Source organism: Caballeronia cordobensis (assembly GCF_001544575.2).
In the GTDB taxonomy this organism is placed as follows: Bacteria; Pseudomonadota; Gammaproteobacteria; order Burkholderiales; family Burkholderiaceae; genus Caballeronia; species Caballeronia cordobensis.
This window is the reverse complement of sequence record NZ_FCNY02000014.1, coordinates 168,796-183,412: the sequence shown is the minus strand read 5'-3', so window position 1 is coordinate 183,412 and position 14,617 is coordinate 168,796. Positions and strand designations below refer to the sequence as shown.

Genomic DNA, 14,617 nt, shown 5'->3' with positions numbered 1-14,617 from the left:
CGGCGTTGACGAAAATTTCGAACAGCGCTCGGTGAATCGATATATCGTGATTATAAGCACTTGGGTGTTTGTCTAGGTTGCAGCCCCCCCTCAAAACCTGTATTTCAGCCGCACCTGTCCGCCGTTTTCAACTTCGTGTGCGGCCACTACGCCGTCATACTCGAGACGCACATCGAGGCGCTTAGCCGTAAACACCTCCACCCCGGCGGAGAACTTGCCCGCGACGTGCGCATTGGTGAGCGTATTCGTGAAGCTGCCGTAACCCGGGGCAGCGGCGAAGGACGCGTTGGTCGTGTAAGTATTGCCCGCAATGAAGCTCACCCCGGCGCCGACATAGGCGTCGACCGTCGCTGATCCGACCTGCGCGCGCGTCCCGATCCGCAGATTCGGCGTGCCGGTCGCAATGAAATTGTTCGCACTCTTCACCTTCAGATTGAGTGCGCCCGCACCGCTCTCCGTGTAGCCCGGCAGATTGATATCGTTCAGATCGGCGTCGAGCGCAGGCTCCAGGTAGAAGCGGTCGAACGGAATCTGGTACGCCGCGCGCAAGTGCAGTCCGACATTGAACGAATCGGGCGAGGCAGTCGCCACCGTACTGGCGCTCGGAATGACGCGCGAGCTGTTCATCCAGCCGTAGCTGGCGTCCGCCGCACCGGTGAATGTCCACGGGCCAACCTCATGCTTGAGCGCGATGACTCCGAGAAGGGCATTGCCATTGGCGCTCGTCAGGTTGTCGTTGCCGGTGAAGCGGTCGGTCTCGTAGCCAAGGGCGCCACCGAGGAACCAGCCGGGCTGCAGCTCGATCTGGCCGCCGACCTTCATCGTCGTACCTTGCCAGCCGAAGCCCGGGAAGGACGCGTCGGCGCTGCGGTTTTCCCACATGCCCGTGGCGCGGAACCACACGCACGAGCCCTGCTTTCTCACGGCGGTGTCGTCGTCGGCGAACACCGGGCAACTGAATACGGAGCGCGCGAATGCCTGGCTGGCCTGGTAGCGCGCCGCAGCGATGCCGAGCAGCTCCTGGCCGGAGACGGCGGTCAGCGTCTGGGCATAGCCCGCCGCGCTACCGACGTTGCCGAAGGCGCCGAAGATGGGCGCGAAGGCGGGATCGGCGCTATTCCACAGCCGGTCCAGGTTGGCGGCGACGCTCTGCTGTGTGGCAGAAGCACCCTTGCTCGCACCCACGAAATCCGCATCGGTCCTGATGGCGACGGTGTTGCCCTGCATCAATGGCGTGAAGCGGTAGACGGGCGTCGAGGTGCCCGCGAGCGTCGCGTCCGGCTGAATTCCGCCGGCCGCCGTCAGCACGGTGCTCGTACTCTTCAGATAGCTCACCGGCTCAACCTGCACCTTCCCGGCAAGCGCGGCGGTACCCGTGATGTCGAGCAGATCGGAGCGCTTGTTGGCTGGATCGATCTGGACGTTCAGCGCGCCAGTCGGGCTCTGCACGAGATTGCCGGTGAGAACCGTCTTGCCGACCGAGTTGGCGCCGCCGACTGTGAGCGTGCCGGCATTGTTCACCGTGCCGCCTCCGACGTTCAGCGTGGTGGGTGTGTTGATCACGCCGCCCGGCAGATTGTGGATAACGCTGGGGCCACCAAGGGTATCGATGTCACCGGTGATCGTGCCGGAGTTGTTGACCGTGATGGTGCCGGTGGGCACGCCCCCGTACGTCGTGGGGTTCACCAGGATCGCGTATTTGCCCAAGGTCTGGATGGTCCCCTGGTTGTTGATGACGTTGTTATTGCCCCCCAGTATGCGGATCGCGGCAGCGTCGCGATACTCGTCGTACTGCCCAACCATTTTGCCCGTCGGGAAATTGGGATCGGTCGTGCCGCCGATGACTCTCGAGCCGGGCGCCAGGTTGATCGAGATTTGCCCGCCTGTCTGGCCGTCGCTCTGCGCCAGGATGCCGGCGGACCCGACGCCTGTCGCCATGACCGTGTCGTTATTCCTCACGTTGACGAAGACCGGGCCGCCCGCGCCCGCGCCACCCGCGCTGCCCTCTCCCATCACATTCGGCAGGTTGGCTGCGCTGTAGTTAGAGACAACCAGACCGCCGCCACCGCCGATCGATTGCGCGAAGATCGCCGGAGCGTACCGGCCGGTCGTCACAACTTTCCCGCCGTTTGCCACGAGGACATTGACGGTGCCGCCGTTGCCGCTGTTGGCCAGTACCGCGGTGTTCGTCGCGCCACCGTAGCCCTGCGGGGCGGACGGGTCGCCCGCAAAGCCCCCGCCACCGCCGATCGATTGCGCGACGATCCCATACGCACCGTCGCCGGAGGTGGCGACAGTGTTATTGGTGTCCACGACGAGAACCTTGCCGCCATCGCCCTTCGCGTTGCCGGCGCCGGAGGTCGTGTTCGCGATCTGTCCGCCCGCCACGAAGCCGCCCCCGCCGCCGATCGATTGCGCGACGATACCGTGCGCGTCGAGCCCGCTCGTCGTCACGTTGCCTTCCGTGTTGACCGTGACTTCGCCGCCATTTCCCGAACTGCCGTTTCGACCGCCGAAGCTCAGTGTCACCCCGTAGACGTCGGCGAGCCGTCCCTGAGGATTCACGATGATTTTGGAGGGATCGAACGTCTCGTCGCTGCTCGCGGTCGTCACGACACCGCCGCCACCGCCGATGCTTTGCGCGAAGATGCCGACGCTGTGCTTGCCCAGTGTCGTGACCGCGCCGTTGTTGTCGACGCTCACGGTGCCGCCATTCCCGGCGCCTCCGCCATTGCCGCCCACGGCGATCGACAGGCTTTTCAGCGAACCGCTGATCGCCCCCGACATCGCGCCGTTGCCGCCCCCGCCGCCCACGCTCTGCGCGTACACGCCAAACGCTTCCACGCCCTGCGTCTCGATTGCGCCACCCGTTTTCTGCACGACACTCACCGCACCGCCTGAGCCGGCCGCGCCGCCACTGCCGCCCACGGCGATCGCGGCCTGCACCTTCGAATCATTGTTCGACTTGCCGACCGAACTCGCCGCGCCGCCGCTGCCCCCGCCGCCGCCGATGCTCTGCGCGAAGATGCCGTGGGATTGCGCGCCATAGGTGCCGATCGCGCCGGCGTTGGTGGTGTTCACCGCGCCGCCCTGGCCGCCCGCGCCGCCGCTGCCGCCGACCGACACGCCAACGCTGATCTGTGACACGGTGCCCAGAACCTTCGATACCCCATCCGGCTGCGTGAAGAGTTTTTGCAGATCACCATAAGTCGCTTTGATTTTTTCGCCGAGCACGCCGACCTGCAGGATGTTGTCGCCCAGGTTCTGCACATCCTGGTTGAGGCCGAGGCCCTGACCCAGAATGCCGAACAGGGTCTGGGCGTTGGAGATCGTGTCGAGGCCGCCGCTGCCGCCCGCAGCCGCCGCACCCTTGCCGCCTTTGCCCCCGCCGCCGCCGACGCTTTGCGCGAAGATGCCGGTCGAGGCCGCGCCGCGGGTGACGATGTTGCCGTTGTTGGTCGTCGTCACCGTGTTGCCGTCGCCGCCGACGCCGCCCTTGCCGCCCACACCCACGGCGATGGCAGCCTTGCCGCCGCTGGCCGCAGCGGTACCGCCGCCGCCTGCGCCGCCGCCGCCGCCCACGCTCTGGGCGAACACGGCATCCGCGCCGTCGCCGCGCGTCGCGATCGAACCGTCGTTGGTCAGGCCGACCGTGCCGCCCGTGCCCCCGGTTCCACCCGTTCCGCCCACCGCGATCGACGCGCTGAAGCTGGCTTTGGCGTTAGCCGCCGTTGCCGAGGCATCGCCCGTGCCGCCATTGCCGCCGCCACCGCCAATCGACTGTGCGAACACGCCGTGGGCGTCCTGGCCCAAGGTGGCGATCAGCCCGGCGTTTTCCAGGTTGACGGCGCCGCCCGTGCCGCCGCTGCCGCCGCTGCCTCCAAGCGCCACGGAGACCGACAGGGACGCCCCCTTGGCAGGCGAAGCGGAGTAGGACGCGGCGGTCGCGTCGCCGCCCGTGCCGCCGCCGCCACCGACGGATTGCGCGAAAACGCCGGTCGCGCTGTCGCCCGCCGTGGTGATCAGGCCGGAATTATCGAGCGTGACATTGCCGCCGGTGTTTCCGGTCCCGCCGGCGCCGCCGATCGCGGCGCTGACACTGATCGATGGAATGTTGGGGCTACCCGATGCGGCAACGGCACGCGCCGTGGCGCTGCCGCCGGAGCCGCCGCCGCCGCCGATACTTTGCAGCACGACCCCTTCGGCATCCGAACCATACGTCGCGACCTGCCCCGTGTTGGTCAGCGAAACCGCGCCCGCCGCGCCGCCTCCGCCGCCTTGTCCGCCAATGGCAACCGAGCTCGTCAGGGGGCCGCCGACCGTGAACGCTGTAGCGTTGCCGCCATTGCCGCCACCGCCGCCGATCGACTGGGCCTTGATACCGGCTGCGTGGTCGCCGTAGGTCGTGACGAGTGCGCCGTTGTCGACCGTGACCTGGCCGCCCGAGCCGCCACCGTGGGCATCCCCGCCGATCACCATGGTGATCAGCCCTCCGCCTTTCGACGTCGCGCTGCCGGCATTGCCGCCGGAGCCGCCGATGCTTTGCGCGAGTATCCCCGCGCCACCGCTCGGGTCGAGGCTGCCAAATACGCTGTTCTGGCCCAGCGTGAGTTTCACCGCGCCGCCATTGCCGCCTTGACCGCCATTGCCGCCGATCTGGAAACCCGCACCCGCGGTGACGCCGCTGGCGTCGCCGCCGCTTCCGCCGCCACCGCCGATGCTCTGGGCGATCAGCGGGATGCTGCCTTCGCCTGATGTGCTGCCGGCCGTGACAAAGGCGTGGTCCGAGTTCACCGTGACCGCACCGCCATCACCGCCCGCGGCACCTGCACCGCCCGTGCCGGACAGCGCGAAGCTGACACTGCCGCCATTGCCCCCGCCGCCGCCGATACTCTGCACCAAGGCGCCATGCGTATAGGGGCCGTTCGTTTTGATGGTCGCCGTGTTCGTCGCGTCTTCAAGCGTCAGCGACGCGCTCCCGCCAGCGCCTGCCTTACCGCCATTGCCGCCTTCACCCACGATCGTGCTCTGGGCGCCGTCACCGACGCCGCCGGCGCCTCCGTTGGCCTGCACCAGCACCCCCTCACCCCCGATCAACCCGGCGGTGGACTGCCCGGCCGGAACACTCGCGGTGTAATCGATGGAACCAAGGACGGTGGCGCTCGCGCTGCCGGCATTCCCGCCGTTGCCGCCCGTACCACCCTCATTGCGGATCGTGCCGTCGATGGCAGCGCCACCGCCCCCGCCCGCTCCGCCATTCGCCGTGGCGGTCACGCCGCTGCCCGGCTGATACTGACTGTTCACCGGTTGCATCTGATCGGAGAAAACGATCTGGCCACCGCTGCCGAGTGCCGCGCTGGCCGTGCCGCCGTTACCTCCGTTGCCGCCGGTCCCGCCAAAGCTGCCGCTTCCACCGAACGCGCCACCCGCATTGCCGCCTCTACCGCCATCGGCGTTAGCCTGCATCGGAAAGATCTGGCCTAAAGGGGTGCTGGCGGTCAGACTGCCGTTCTGATACGCAAGTGTCGCGGTACCGCCGGCGCCGCCATTGCCGCCCTTGCCTCCATGGCCTTCCACGGCAAGATCACCCGGGGTGGGCGAGTCGCCCCCTGCTCCGCCGGCTCCGCCCCGGGCGGACGCTCGCAGGCCGACGCCATAGAACTGAATATTGCCGGAGGCGTCAAGCGCTGCCTGACCACCCTGTCCCCCTGATCCCCCGTTGCCGCCATAGAGCGGCTCAACGCCCTGGGCATTGGACACGGCACCCGCTCCGCCGGTGCCGCCGTTGGCTTCCACGTCGAGCGCAACTTCCGGAAGGACGCCCTTCGAGTCGGGACCCACCGTGCCGCTAAACTGCACGGAGACCGCGCCGCCATTGCCAGCCGCTCCGCCGTTTCCCGTGTGGGCGGAGCCATCGTCGTCATAACCGCCCTGTCCGCCGGCACCGCCGTCACCGCCGTTGACGGACCATCCCGCTCCGATCGTGGGGCTGATGGGGTTCGGCGCGAAGCCTCCCTTCACCGAAATGCCGCTGTTGACGCTGTTAAAGGAACCACCCGACTGACCAGCGAAGCCATCCTGGCCCTTTCCGTTCCAGGAGCCGTCGTCAGCGCCTTTGCATCCCGCCTGCCCCGAAGCGTCCAGGTAATACTGGGGAAGCGGCGCCGCACCAAACGATTGATTGGAAAAGTTGGTCTGTGACGGCGCCGAAGGCCGCGCGGGATTGGCGCTCCTGTTGCACTGGGCTCGCGCCGCGACCGGAACGAATAGCGGGGCAACTGACGCTACGGCCAATGCCAGCGCAACCACAATCCGGCGCTTCTTCCCGCAGCCATCCTCCACAAAAGGCGCCGACGTCACTGCCCGCGCAGACTCACAACGCGATGCATGCTTGAACATGTACATGATCTTTTCCCTTTTTGGTTCCGTCGCATTAACAGATGCAAATGGCTGATGTCGTAACCCAGTTAATTTGCACTCCGAATTACACGAAGGTCGCACCTGCGCGTGATATCTACGAAATTGAGCCCTAACCAGGAATGGATGAGAAGACTTCAGGCCGACGCACTTAATCCCGACTTGAAACACACATCAATCGCTTGCCCTTAGGCTGCATAGTGTGCGCGATGAGTTAGATATTGATTAGTCGGATGGAACAGCGGGTACCGACGCACTCGGACGCGGCCGCCTAAGAAAAGCGGTTCCACGAGAAGGTGCAGCGGATATCTGATCCGGGGTCATGGCGGTCCACCGCCATTTCCCGCCCTCACTGGGCGGCAATCAACTCATCCGCTCTCGACAGAAACAGCTTCAGCACGGGCGATGCATTCGAACGGCTGTAGCCGATGGCGAGATCGACCGTCGGCGCCTCGCCTTCGAGCGGCCGGCTCACGACCGACCACGGCAGCAAGTTGTTCGCATACTCGGGCATCAGCGACAGGCCGCGTGTCGAAGCAACGAGCGACATGGCCATCGCGAGATTGTCGACGCCATGCGCGGGCTTCGGATCGAGCCCATTCTCGTGGAGATATCGCGCAACCACATCATGCAGCACGCGCGCCTTGTTCGACGCCATCACGAACGTCTCGCCCCGCAGATCCGACGGATGGATCGCCGTCTTCGCCGTCAGCCGGTGATCGCTCGGCATCAGCACGACGAGTTTCTCGCGATAGACGACGCGATAGTCGAGATCCAGACCCGGCTCCGTGCGCACGAACGCAAGATCGAGCTTGCCGCGCGCGACGGCGTCGGCGAGATCGGGCGAGTAGCCGCTCGACACCGTGACGTCGATGTTCGGCAGCTCGTCGCGTAACACCTGCATCGCTCGCGGCAGCCACGTCATTTCCTGTCCCGTCAGAAAGCCGAGCGCAAAGATCTGCTTCGCGGGACGCGCAGCACGGCGCGCGGCTTCGATCGCGGCATCGACCTGCGCGAGCGCCAGCCGTGCATGGTCGAGAAAAGCCTTGCCCGATGCTGTCAACTCGACGCCGCGCGCGCTGCGGCTGAACAGTTCCGCGCGCACTTCGTCTTCGAGATCGCGGATCTGCCGGCTCAGCGACGGTTGCGACGTGAACAGCCGCTGCTCGGCGGCGACGGTGAGGCTACCTGTTTCCGCGACCGCAACGAAATAGCGCAGATGGCGTAGCTCCATGCTTTCTCCCGGTTCTGCCTCGCTGTGCCGCGCCGCTCGTGGCCATGCTTCCAAGGCATGCCAGCAAGCCTACAAAGTCTTTTTCGGTTGCGCAAGCGACGGCTAGATTACCTGCCAATAGCACATCGAGCAGGGGGAACGACCCGCTCGTCAACCTAACGGAGCTTCGTCATGAACGACCTCGCAGGAAAAACCGCGCTCGTCACGGGCGCATCGCGCGGCATCGGCCGGGCCATCGCGCTCGCACTCGGCCGAGCCGGCGCGCAGGTGCTGGTGCACTACAGCAGCAACGAATCGGCCGCCGATTCGGTCGTCGCCGAGATCATGGCGAGCGGGGCACATGCGCAGAAAGTCGCCGCCGATCTGCGCACCGCCGACGGTCCGCATACGCTCGCTCGCCGCGTTAGTGCCATCGTCGGAGGACGGCTCGACGTGCTGGTCGCCAACGCAGGCATTGCCACGGCCGCGAGCATCGAAGAGACGACCGTCGAAGACTTCGATGACCTCTTCGCCGTCAACGTGCGCGCGCCCTACTTCCTCGTCCAGCAGCTTCTGCCGATGCTGTGCAAAGGCAGCAGCGTCGTGCTGCTGTCGTCGCTGGCTTCGCGCGCGGCGGTGGGCGAGCTGGCCGCGTACGCCGCGACCAAAGGCGCCGTCGGTACGCTCGTGCGCCACTTCGCGTCCGCGCTTGGCGAGCGTGGCGTGCGCGTGAATGCGGTCGCGCCCGGCGTCGTCGCGACCGACATGTCCAACTTCGTGACCACCGACGCGGGCCGCGATTACGCGCTGAGCCTGCAAGCCCTGAAGCGCGTCGCGCAGCCGGACGATATCGCCGGTGCAGTGACTTTCCTTGCTTCCGACAGAGCGAACTGGATCACGGGCGACACACTGCGCGTCGACGGCGGATCGAAGCTCTGATCACAACGTGATTACCGTATCAATCAATAAGGTATCCAGAATGATGAACAAGAACTTGAAGCTGTTTTCATCCACGAAGGTAGGACGGCTGCAACTGTCACATCGTGTCGTCCACGCGCCGATGACGCGGCTGCGTTCCGACTCCGACGACAGCCCGAGCACGATGATGATCGAGTACTACAGGCAGCGCGCATCGCAAGGCGGTCTGCTGATTACAGAGAGTGCGCATCCTTCTTACGACAGCCGCGGCTATCTCGGCGCACCGGGTATTTACACCGACGAACACATCGAAGCGTGGAAGAAGATCACCGACGCCGTTCACGCGAAAGGCGCGCACATCTTCATGCAGATCGCGCACGACGGCCGTCAGTCGCACGTCGATCTGAGCTGGGGCAACGCGCCCGTTGCGCCTTCCGTCGTGCCATACGAAACGACCGTATTCACGCAGAACGGCTGGGTGCTGAACTCGCCGCACCGCGCGCTGGAAACGATTGAAATTCCGGCCATCGTCGAATCGTTCCGGCGCGCGGCGGAACGCGCGAAAGCAGCGGGCTTCGACGGCGTCGAGTTGCACAACGCGAACGGCTATCTCGCCGACACGTTCCTGCAAGACGGCACGAACAAACGCACGGACGCCTATGGCGGCACGATCGAGAAGCGCGCGCGCTTTTCGCTGGAACTGGTGGACGCGTTCGAGTCCGTCTGGGGTGCGGATCGCGTAGGCGTGCGCGTGTCGCCGAGCGGTCGCTGGGGCGCCATCTCCGACACCAATCCCGAAGCAACCTTCGGCCATTTCGCCGCGCGTCTGAACGGCTATGGCCTCGCGTATCTGCATGTCATCGAACCGCGCGTGATGGGCACTGAAACGCTCGACGCAGGTCAGGCACCCGTTGCGTCATCGTTCCTGCGCACGGTATTCGACGGACCGATCATCGCCGCCGGCGGCTTCGATCGTGCCGGGGCCGAGCAGATTCTCGAACGTGGCGATGCCGATCTCGTTGCCTTCGGCCGCTGGTTCTCATCGAACCCGGATTTGCCCGAGCGCCTGCGTCGCGACCTGCCGCTCACGCCCTATCAGCGCGACGCCTTCTGGGGCGGAGACGAACGCGCCTACACCGACTTTCCCGCCCACGACGAGACGGGCTCCGCTCATGCTTTTCAGGCATGCCGCGCAGCTTATTAAGTCTTTTTCCTCTTAGCCCGGCGCGCCTACATTACGCGTCAGGCCGGTGTTGCGCGAAGCGAAGATGCTCTCCATACGCTTCAGCGATATCGCACCGCAATGACGATCAACGGTTCAAAGGAAAACTGCCATGACCCGCCACACCCACCAGACTGCGCCGACTCAGTTCGTCGAAGCCAACGGCATCCGCTTCGCGTATCGCCGCTTCGGCAATCCGGGCGGCGTGCCGCTCGTGATGAACATCCACTTCACCGGCACGATGGATCATTGGGATCCCGCCGTCACCGATGGACTCGCGCAAAACCGCGAAGTGATCCTGTTCAACAACGCGGGCATCTCGAGCAGTTCCGGCACGGTCCCCGAGTCGATCGAGGAGATGGCCGCTAACGCTGCCGCGTTTATCGAAGCACTCGATCTGAAACAGATCGACGTGCTCGGCTTTTCAATGGGCGGACTGATCGCTCAGGAGCTTGCCATCACGAAGCCGCAACTCGTGCGCCGCGTGATTCTCGTCGGCACGGGCCCGCGCAGCGGCGAAGGCATGGTCACGCTCACGCCTGAAGCGCAGGAGATTTTTGGCGCGTCCTACGCGAACCCCGACGATCTGTGGCTGCGCGTGCACTTCTCGCCTTCGGAGGCGAGCCAGGCGGCGGGCCGCGGCTTTGTCGAGCGGTTCCGTTTGCGCACCGACAATCGAGATCCCGAAGCCAACGACGAGGTCGCGCCCGCGCAACTCGCCGCACTCGCGAAATGGGGTGCGCCGCGCGAAAACCCGTACGACTATCTGCACGCGCTCAGGCAACCGACCCTCGTCGTCAACGGCGACGACGACGTGATCATCTATTCGATCAATTCGTGGCACCTGCAGCAGCACATGCCGAACGCACAACTGATCCTCTATCCGGACGCCAATCACGGCTCGCTGTACCAGTACCCGGCGCGTTTCGTCGCGCACGTCGATCAGTTTCTCTCGGAATAACGCACCCTTACACGACTCTCAACGGAAACCCGCCATGACCAAGCTCACAGGCAAAACCGCCCTGGTGACAGGCGCATCCCGCGGCATCGGCCGCGCCACGGCCATCGCGCTCGCCCATGCAGGCGCGCGCGTGCTGGTCCACTACAGCAACGGCGAGCAGGCCGCCGATTCCGTCGTTGCGGCCATTCGCGCAGCGGGCGGACAAGCCGACAAGGTCGCCGCCGATCTGCGCGATGCGCACGGACCGCATGAACTGGCGAAACGCGTGCGCTCGCTGACGGGCAAACGGCTCGACATTCTCGTCGCGAACGCCGGCATCTCGAAGGCCGCGCCGATCGAAGAAACGACGGTCGAGGATTTCGATGACCTCTTCGCCGTCAATGTCCGCGCGCCATTCTTCCTCGTGCAGCAATTGCTGCCCGTGCTGAGCGATGGAAGCAGCATCGTGTTGGTGTCGTCGCTCGCGGCACGCGCATCCGTGAACAATCTGTCGGCCTACGCCGCGACCAAGGGCGCGGTCGATACGCTCGTGCGCCACTTCGCGTCCGCGCTCGGCGGGCGCGGCATTCGCGTCAACGCGATTGCGCCGGGCGTCGTCGAAACGGACATGTCGAACTTCGCGAAGACGGACGCGGGCCGCGATTTCACGCTCGGCATGCAGGCGCTCAAACGCGTCGCGCAGCCGCACGATATCGCCGGCGCCGCCGTGTTCCTCGCTTCCGACGATGCGCGCTGGGTCACGGGCGACACGTTGCGCGTCGACGGCGGATCGAAGCTCTGATCTGTACGCCTCGCATGCCTCGCAAGCATGCCCTCCAGCCTCAAAAGTCTTTTTCACGGCCGAAAGAGACGCCTAAAGTTAGCTCCGTCATGCTCACCGAGCAGCGCGACGCGAGCCACGTGTCGTGAACCTTATTGACAGGAGCCTCAAATGTCCCAACCCGTCGTTCTTATCACTGGCGCCCTCACGGGCATTGGCCGCGCAACCGCTTTGGCGTTCGCCCGTTCGGGCGCGCGGCTCGTCGTATCCGGCCGGCGCCCGGCGGAAGGCGCCGCACTCGAAGCCGAACTGCGCGAAGCCGGCGCCGAAGCACATTTCGTCCGGGCCGACGTGCGCCGCGACGGAGAAGTCCGCAACCTCGTGGATCAGACCGTCGCCCGCTTCGGCCGTCTGGACGTCGCCGTCAACAACGCCGGGACGGAAGGCCGGCCGGGACCTGTCGTCCAGCAGACCGCCGAAAGTTATGCCGACACGTTCGACACCAACGTGCTCGGCACGCTGCTGAGCCTCAAGCACGAACTGCGCGTGATGACCGCGCAGAAGGCCGGCAGCATCGTCAACATTTCGTCGACTTATGGTCATGAAGGCGCCGCATTCGCATCGGTGTATGCGGGCAGCAAGCATGCGGTCGAAGGCATCACGAAATCGGCCGCGCTCGAAGTTGCGTCGACGGGTGTTCGCGTCAACGCCGTCGCGCCCGGACCGACCGACACGGGCATGCTGGACCGCTTCACCAGCACCGCTGAAAACAAGGCGGCGCTCGCCGCCACGGTGCCGCTCGCGCGTATCGGCAAGCCTGACGATATAGCGGCAGCGGTGCTCTATCTCGCAGCCGACGGCGCGGCTTTCGTCACCGGTCAGATTCTGACTGTCGACGGCGGCAAGACGGCAGGCTAAGGCAACTTCACATGCCCGCCTGCGCGGTCACTGCCGCGCGGGCAGCTCGAAAGTTTTTACCGGAATGAACGCGTACATGAAAACCAACCTCACGCTTTACGAATCCAAGGCATCTCCCAACGCTCGCCGGGTTCGCATTTTCCTGGCCGAGAAAGGCATCGAAGTATCGATGAGGGCCGTGGACCTCGGCGCAAAAGAGCAATTCTCCGACGCCTATGTCGCCATCAACCCGCGCCGGCAAGTACCGACGCTGGTGCTGGAAAACGGTACGGCGATCGGAGAAGTCCCCGCAATCTGGCGCTACATCGAGGAAACGTATCCCGGCACGCGTGCATTGCTCGGGACCACGCCGCAAGAAAAGGCGCTCGTCACGATGTGGGAGCGACGCGCGGAACTCGACGGATTCGCGGCCGTGATGGAAGGCGTGCGAAACGCGGTTGCCGGACTGAAGGGGCGCGCGTTGTCGGGTCCGCATGCGTATGAGCAGATCCCGGAGATCGTCGAGCGCAGCAAGCTTCGCGTCTCCAACTTTTACGCTGATTTCAACGAGCGGCTGAAGACGGCGCCTTTCGTGGCAGGCGAAGCGTTCTCGGTAGCCGACATCACGACGCTGGTGACCGTCGACTTCGCGGCGGGCGGGATGAAGATGAACATTCCCGCGGATTTCGATGCATTGCAGGCATGGTACGACAGGATATCGGACCGCCCTTCTTCTAAAGCGTAGTGAAGGCCCACTGAATGCGACGCCCGATGTTCGGGCCTCGCATTCACCTCACGCGGGACCGATCATCTTTCGTCCGCAAGCCTACCCTGAGTCTCCGGTATGACGAACGCACCGACCAGATACAGCACGCTCACGGCAGCCAGACAAACGGCCAGCACGATCGGCAGATCGGCCGGTGTGCGAGCGATCATAGAAACCACGGTAGGCATCATGCCGCCAATCGCGAAGCCTATGTTCCACGAAAGGCCGGTGCCCGATGCGCGGATTGCGGTCGGAAAACGTTCGTTGAGGAAGATGAGGATCGGCGCGTAACTGGCACTTCCCAACGCGCTCAGCAGCACCGCGTAAACGCCGATCATGACGACGCTGTCTGCCCGCGCCAACGCGATGAAAAGCAGCGGGAAGCCGACGAGCCGTGCCACGCCGAGCCAGATGAAACTACGCTTGCGCCCGATGAGCGTGCTCATATGACCGGCTGCCGTCGACGCGACGATCACGGCCACGCTCGATATCATGAGAACGAGGCCGGCCACGCTGTTGGGCGCGTGATTCACGACCTTGAGGAAGGTGGGCAGGAAGCCCGATGTCAGGTAATAGCCGCTTCCGCCCCCGATCGTGAGCAACAGGTTCACCATGAGAATGGCGCGATACTGCTTCGAAAACAGCGTTCGAAGCGGCGACCTGGCGGGCTTTTCTTCATCGCGTCCGGCGACCGAAGCGGCCTTGCGCTTTTCGGCGGCAAGCGCAGCCCACACGGGAGACTCTTCGAGGCTGTTGAACACGAACACACCGAGAATCGAGCTGACGATTCCGGCAAAGAACATGCATCGCCATCCCCATACTTCGAATTGCGCGCCGGGAAAAGCCGCGGACATGGCCAGATAGACCAGCGAGGCGAGCAGCGCGCCAAGTCCCGCGCCGCCGCCACCGACGAATCCCGAGACGGCGCCCCGATACTTCGGGCTCACCGTTTCCGTACCGATGGTATGCGTCGACGCGACCACACCTCCGACAAACACGCCCTGAACCAGACGCAGCACCAGAAACAAGACCGGCGCAATGACGCCCGCCTGCTGAACGGTCGGCAGCAATCCGAACGCCGCTGTCGAAAGGCCGACGCCCACGACCGATATGATCATCGATCGCTTGCGCCCATGCTGGTCGGCCAACGATCCGAAGATCGCGGAGCCGAGCGGCCGCATCAACAGGGTGACGGCGAAAGACGCATAAACCGCCGCGAGTGAAAGCATCGAGTCCGTCGAAGGGAAGAAGAGTTTCCCGACCACGGGCGCCACGAACAGCACGACGAACAGATCGAACAGGTCCAATGCCCAGCCCAGACACGAGGCACCGACGGCGGCGAGAACCTGCTTGCTGTCCGCACTTCTGACCATGCGGTCATTTCGAAACACTTCTTCCATGAGGATCTCCATCCGATGTTGAATATAGTTAGGATTACCATGTTTCATTCATGGTTTTTTATT

General features: G+C 64.8%; 9 protein-coding genes. 6 read left to right on the top strand and 3 right to left on the bottom strand.

Annotation, left to right across the window (positions count from 1 at the left end; all coding sequences use genetic code 11):
* Positions 1-90 precede the first annotated feature (90 nt).
* Positions 91-6,405: an autotransporter outer membrane beta-barrel domain-containing protein gene (locus AWB70_RS25715; RefSeq protein WP_053568150.1), complete on the bottom strand. Its 6,315-nt coding sequence runs from the start codon at positions 6,403-6,405 to the stop codon at positions 91-93.
* 361 nt (positions 6,406-6,766) lie between these two features.
* Positions 6,767-7,651, bottom strand: a complete 885-nt coding sequence (locus AWB70_RS25710) for a LysR family transcriptional regulator (protein WP_045451973.1) — start codon at positions 7,649-7,651, stop codon at positions 6,767-6,769.
* Between the two features lie 171 nt (positions 7,652-7,822).
* On the opposite strand from AWB70_RS25710, the gene AWB70_RS25705 reads away from it, so the two are divergent.
* From AWB70_RS25705 to AWB70_RS25680, 6 genes are all read left to right on the top strand, one after another.
* On the top strand, positions 7,823-8,569 hold the full coding sequence (locus tag AWB70_RS25705) for an SDR family NAD(P)-dependent oxidoreductase (RefSeq protein ID WP_053568151.1): 747 nt from the start codon (positions 7,823-7,825) through the stop codon (positions 8,567-8,569).
* A gap of 40 nt (positions 8,570-8,609) precedes the next feature.
* The gene (locus tag AWB70_RS25700; RefSeq protein ID WP_053568152.1) at positions 8,610-9,752 is read left to right on the top strand and encodes an alkene reductase; all 1,143 of its coding nucleotides are present in this window, start codon (positions 8,610-8,612) and stop codon (positions 9,750-9,752) included.
* Positions 9,753-9,882: 130 nt separating this feature from the next.
* Positions 9,883-10,731 (top strand): alpha/beta fold hydrolase, encoded by an 849-nt coding sequence (locus AWB70_RS25695; RefSeq protein ID WP_053568153.1) that lies wholly within the window; start codon positions 9,883-9,885, stop codon positions 10,729-10,731.
* Between the two features lie 34 nt (positions 10,732-10,765).
* On the top strand, positions 10,766-11,512 hold the full coding sequence (locus AWB70_RS25690; RefSeq protein ID WP_053568154.1) for an SDR family NAD(P)-dependent oxidoreductase: 747 nt from the start codon (positions 10,766-10,768) through the stop codon (positions 11,510-11,512).
* A 150-nt stretch (positions 11,513-11,662) separates the two neighbouring features.
* Positions 11,663-12,409, top strand: a complete 747-nt coding sequence (locus AWB70_RS25685) for an SDR family NAD(P)-dependent oxidoreductase (RefSeq protein WP_053568155.1) — start codon at positions 11,663-11,665, stop codon at positions 12,407-12,409.
* A 76-nt stretch (positions 12,410-12,485) separates the two neighbouring features.
* Positions 12,486-13,133, top strand: coding sequence for a glutathione S-transferase family protein (locus AWB70_RS25680; protein ID WP_053568264.1), 648 nt, complete (start codon positions 12,486-12,488; stop codon positions 13,131-13,133).
* Between the two features lie 62 nt (positions 13,134-13,195).
* Here the strand turns inward: AWB70_RS25680 and AWB70_RS25675 are convergent, their stop codons facing one another.
* Positions 13,196-14,554: an MFS transporter gene (locus tag AWB70_RS25675; RefSeq protein ID WP_053568156.1), complete on the bottom strand. Its 1,359-nt coding sequence runs from the start codon at positions 14,552-14,554 to the stop codon at positions 13,196-13,198.
* Between the last annotated feature and the right edge of the window lie 63 nt (positions 14,555-14,617).

What these genes read in the sequence shown, in the direction of transcription:
- AWB70_RS25675 (WP_053568156.1), bottom strand. Translation starts at nt 14,554, where the DNA reads ATGGAAGAAGTGTTTCGAAATGACCGCATGGTCAGAAGTGCGGACAGC.
- AWB70_RS25700 (WP_053568152.1), top strand. Translation starts at nt 8,610, where the DNA reads ATGATGAACAAGAACTTGAAGCTGTTTTCATCCACGAAGGTAGGACGG.
- AWB70_RS25680 (WP_053568264.1), top strand. Translation starts at nt 12,486, where the DNA reads ATGAAAACCAACCTCACGCTTTACGAATCCAAGGCATCTCCCAACGCT.
- AWB70_RS25690 (WP_053568154.1), top strand. Translation starts at nt 10,766, where the DNA reads ATGACCAAGCTCACAGGCAAAACCGCCCTGGTGACAGGCGCATCCCGC.
- AWB70_RS25695 (WP_053568153.1), top strand. Translation starts at nt 9,883, where the DNA reads ATGACCCGCCACACCCACCAGACTGCGCCGACTCAGTTCGTCGAAGCC.
- AWB70_RS25685 (WP_053568155.1), top strand. Translation starts at nt 11,663, where the DNA reads ATGTCCCAACCCGTCGTTCTTATCACTGGCGCCCTCACGGGCATTGGC.
- AWB70_RS25705 (WP_053568151.1), top strand. Translation starts at nt 7,823, where the DNA reads ATGAACGACCTCGCAGGAAAAACCGCGCTCGTCACGGGCGCATCGCGC.
- AWB70_RS25715 (WP_053568150.1), bottom strand. Translation starts at nt 6,405, where the DNA reads ATGTACATGTTCAAGCATGCATCGCGTTGTGAGTCTGCGCGGGCAGTG.
- AWB70_RS25710 (WP_045451973.1), bottom strand. Translation starts at nt 7,651, where the DNA reads ATGGAGCTACGCCATCTGCGCTATTTCGTTGCGGTCGCGGAAACAGGT.